The following is a 4,011-nucleotide window of genomic DNA, read 5'->3' on the forward strand; positions in this document are numbered from 1 at the left end:
CGTCGATGATCTGGCTGTCGGTGAAACGTGATTTCTTCATGGTAGAGATTCTCCTGTGAGGGTCTCTACTTCTCAGCCCGCTGGAATTGCGGGGGGATTACCAGATCAAGGCAAAGAAAAGCCGCCCGTAGAGGCGGCTTAGAAAGGAGCTTCCTGCTTAGCAGGCGCCAGTGAAGCGCATGGATCAAGACTTGCTTTTTGAGGTCTCCGCCCGAGACGGCAAAGGTGGGTCTTCTGAGGTCGATGGCAGGTCTTGATCGAAACTCGATGGGCTGGGCGGCAACTCTGAGACCGGCTCAAGAAGGATCGACCACATGTCACGCCAGAATTCGACATATCGTTGGTACGCCAGGAGCGAGAACATATAGACCTCCGCTCAATGGTTAGCTCTATCAAAAGCGACTCTGTTAAGGGCTGCTTGCTTCAAGATTCTTGTGGTCTTTCTTCGAAGGATTTGCACATGCCTATCCTCCTGCTTCTCAACGTCATTTTGGAACGGCTGGGGGGAAACGTAGTCGCCACCTGAGACATCTCTGGTATCAACATCCTTCTTGGTGGCGGGAACTCTCGCGTGGATGTTGAAGATGGTTTCGTCGATGAAAGACATATAGACCTCCGGTCCAAGATGGCGGATCGGGGTAGACCGCCTATGTCCACGGTACTCCTTTTAATGACCTTAAACGGCGCACGTCAGGTCAGCGATGCGAAATGAAAGAGAGGGCGAGAGGAGACGCTATCGGCCGACGCGCCGCACCATCAAGCAAGAGCGCGATACCCGGCTTTCGATCTGTCGGTGGGGGCATTGCATTGCCAAGGTTCACACCCGATTCGCGCTCTTGCTTGATGGCCCTGTTTCAGCCCCGCGGGGAGGGCACGTGCATGCCGCATGCAGGCTACTTGCTCACATTTCAATATCTCCGGGCGCAAAAAAGCCACCGCGAGGGTGGGCGGCAAAAAGAAAAACCGCTCAAGGCGGGCCGTGCTTATTCAATAAATCCGAGGTCGCGCAGGGCTCTGATCTCGTCACTGTACTCAGCATCTTCGAGCAACAAAACACCATCTGGCCCATACACATTGCGCTGGGGCGTTCCCATCGGCCGCTCTATGCGTTCTACCCGATAGCCGTGGCGCTCCCAAATCTCAGTGGTGTTGATGCGTGTCATCGGAATACCTTACTTAACCGAAACCGTACACGCAAGGCTCTGGTGTCAGTTTCAAACCGCAGCACCCTGGTGCAAGACGCTCTGGTTTGATTGCCGCGCATCCTCGGCTATCGATACCCGCTTTCCGGCAGGCCTGCGCGGCGGCTGGCGTAGCCCGGGCAACCCGGTACCTGCTTCCTGATTAAGCGCTCAGGCGGGCGAATGGTGCTTTTCTGATCTGGCTGGGCTGATGTGATTGAGGGAGGTGCAGGGGGCGGCTAAACCGTCGCAGAACCGTCGTATGGAACCTGGTCCCTTGGTACATTGGATCGGGCAAAAGGATTCAGCCTGCAAAGAAATCTGGCCTGGAGGAGCCTGAGCAGGCGCTCAACAATGAACTGGTAATGCTCCTGCCGAGGCTTCACACGATCATCTTGCTAGGAAAAAAGCATCAATGGCCGAGCTGACCATTGCCAAGCTGGCGCCAAATGCTCGAGTCCATTCGGCACCCCATCCCAACCCAGTTTTTGTGAATCGACGACCAGGAAACCGAGACCTAATTCTTGAAAGGTTTCAAGAAGTTGCGGCGAGCTTGCCTCCTTGGTCTTCACTGAATTGACGACTAGTGCTGGTTGTGGCCAAGAGCGGCCGCCGCACAGAATGCTCCACAGCAATCCGTTCCTGATATCGATGGAGCTTGGCTTCGGTGTTCTATTTCGGGATCTCTCGCGGTTCCTCCAATAGCCCGGTTTTCTTGGCCAGCCCCTCATCGATAATGCGCCCATGACCGCAACCGTCCTGGTGATTTTTGGCTTGGTGTATCTCGGCATGATCCTCGGAGGGTTGCCGTTTTTGCAGCTCGATCGTACGGGTATCGCGCTGCTCGGTGCGATCGCCATGATTGCGACTGAAGCTGTCACGGTCGAGCAGGCGGCGCGCTCCATCGATTTGCCCACCGTGCTGCTGCTGTTTGCCTTCATGGTGGTGTCCGCACAGATGCGCCTTGGCGGCTTCTATGACTGGATCACGCTCCGTCTATCGGCATTGCCAGTGACTCCTGCGACTTTGCTGGGCGTGTTGATCGCCGTTGTCGCGCTGCTGTCCGCCGTATTCAGCAACGACATTGTCTGCCTGGCCATCGCCCCCGTGCTGGTGGATGCCTGTATGCGCCGCAAGCTCGATCCGATCCCGTTTTTGCTCGGCCTCGCCTGCGCCGCCAACATTGGATCGGCGGCAACACTGATCGGCAATCCTCAGAACATGCTCATTGGGCAGACATTGCATTTGTCCTTTGGAGCCTATGCCGTCGAAGCGGCCGCACCAGTACTTGTCGGATTGGTGCTGACATGGGTGGTGATCGTGATTTGTGTCAGGGGACGGTGGCAACTGACGAGCGGTGCATTGCTCGAGGCGCAGCCCGAATTCGAGATGCAAGCCTTAAACCGTTGGCAGACCGCAAAGGGGCTGGGGATAGCGCTAGTGATTCTCTTGTCGTTTCTGTTTGCGCCGTGGCCGAGAGAGGTTGTCGCGCTGACTGCGGCTGGTGTGCTGCTGATGAGCCGCCGGCTGCACTCGAGCCGGATGCTGGGTCTGGTCGATTGGGAATTGCTCGTGCTCTTTATGGGACTTTTTGTGGTCAACGACGCCTTGCAGCGCACGGGTTTGCCAGCGCAGCTCGTGTTGTGGGCAGCATCGCCAACATCATCGTCGTCGACACAGCAGCGCGTCGCGGCGTCATCATCGACTGGAAACGGCACGCCCGAATCGGCGTGCCTGTGACGATCTCCACCATGGCCGTCACCGCGCTGTATTTGTGGTGGCGCATGCACGGCTGAGCATGTCTTGAGGCTCATCGGAGAGCGCTTTGTGGGGCTGGAGCCGAAGAGGGCTGCCAACGCTTCGGAGCGTCAGGGTGCTACGCCGACCTTTAGGCAGAGGAGGGTGGTGGCAAGCATCAAGCTCCTGGAAATGAAAGAGCCCCGGCACTTGATAGTGTCGGGGCTCTTTTTTTAACTTAGGCGTTGCGCAGCGGGTCGAACTTTTCGCCCGTGGCGTCACTCTGGCGGTCGGCCATGTAAGCCCTTGAATTTTCTTGTATTAATTCGATCTTGTAGCCGTCGGGATCGGTCAAGAAAGCGATCACCGTGCTGCCGCCCTTGACCGGACCGGCTTCACGCGTCACATTGCCGCCGGCCGCCTTGATCTTCTCGCAGGCCGCGTATGCATCGGGTACGCCAAGGGCGATATGACCATAGGCCGTGCCCATCTCATAGCTCTCCGTGCCCCAGTTATAGGTCAGCTCGATCTCGGCCTGGCCGGGATTGCCGCCCTCGAAGCCCAGAAAGGCCAGCGAATACTTGTACTCAGGGTTCTCGGAGGTGCGCAGCAGCTGCATGCCGATGACCTTGGTATAGAAATCAATAGAGCGCTGGAGATTGCCAACGCGCAACATCGTGTGAAGGAATCGCATACCTGCAATTGTGCCACCTCGGCCCGCAAGACAGACCCGCGAAGCCAATTTCGAAACATTGCTGCTATGCGCAATACAAGGATGAGCCAAGCCTGAAATGCGGCACATGGGCGGCGCTGCATTGGCTTGCGCGAGCACGGTTTGCGTATGAAACTACTCTGGGCGTACCTGGTCCTCCCGTGAGTGGAGAGCTTGCTGTTATTGCGGCGGGAGGAAAAGACTGTTGGCACAGCACCTTCGTCGATAAGTCTTCTGCTCCAACTGGAACCATGAGGACAGCTAGTGCCACCATGAACCAGTGGGCTACACATGGATTCCGTATTTAGATGTTCAGTCCCACAGTGAGATGGTGCGGATGAAGTCTAAAGCGACTTGGATCTTTTTCCCACGCCTCGCACA

General features: G+C 56.8%; 4 protein-coding genes. 1 reads left to right on the forward strand and 3 read right to left on the reverse strand.

Annotated features, from left to right (window positions below; genetic code table 11):
- Window positions 1-376: 376 nt before the first annotated feature.
- On the reverse strand, window positions 377-607 hold the full coding sequence (locus AB6724_RS21650) for a hypothetical protein (protein ID WP_369340602.1): 231 nt from the start codon (window positions 605-607) through the stop codon (window positions 377-379).
- A gap of 376 nt (window positions 608-983) precedes the next feature.
- Window positions 984-1,163, reverse strand: a complete 180-nt coding sequence (locus tag AB6724_RS21655; protein ID WP_369340603.1) for a hypothetical protein — start codon at window positions 1,161-1,163, stop codon at window positions 984-986.
- Window positions 1,164-1,925: 762 nt separating this feature from the next.
- Between AB6724_RS21655 and AB6724_RS21660 the strand changes: the two genes are divergently transcribed.
- A complete protein-coding gene (locus AB6724_RS21660) occupies window positions 1,926-2,921 on the forward strand; it encodes an SLC13 family permease (protein WP_369340604.1) in 996 nt (331 codons plus the stop codon).
- Between the two features lie 235 nt (window positions 2,922-3,156).
- Here the strand turns inward: AB6724_RS21660 and gloA are convergent, their stop codons facing one another.
- Window positions 3,157-3,612 (reverse strand): lactoylglutathione lyase, encoded by a 456-nt coding sequence (gene gloA / locus AB6724_RS21665; RefSeq protein WP_369340605.1) that lies wholly within the window; start codon window positions 3,610-3,612, stop codon window positions 3,157-3,159.
- Between the last annotated feature and the right edge of the window lie 399 nt (window positions 3,613-4,011).

It is taken from the genome of Comamonas guangdongensis (assembly GCF_041079535.1).
Lineage (GTDB): Bacteria > Pseudomonadota > Gammaproteobacteria > Burkholderiales > Burkholderiaceae_C > Comamonas > Comamonas guangdongensis.

Excerpts from the sequence above, each read along its gene's own strand:
- AB6724_RS21655 (WP_369340603.1), bottom strand. The coding sequence starts at position 1,163 with ATGACACGCATCAACACCACTGAGATTTGGGAGCGCCACGGCTATCGG.
- gloA (WP_369340605.1), bottom strand. The coding sequence starts at position 3,612 with ATGCGATTCCTTCACACGATGTTGCGCGTTGGCAATCTCCAGCGCTCT.
- AB6724_RS21650 (WP_369340602.1), bottom strand. The coding sequence starts at position 607 with ATGTCTTTCATCGACGAAACCATCTTCAACATCCACGCGAGAGTTCCC.
- AB6724_RS21660 (WP_369340604.1), top strand. The coding sequence starts at position 1,926 with ATGACCGCAACCGTCCTGGTGATTTTTGGCTTGGTGTATCTCGGCATG.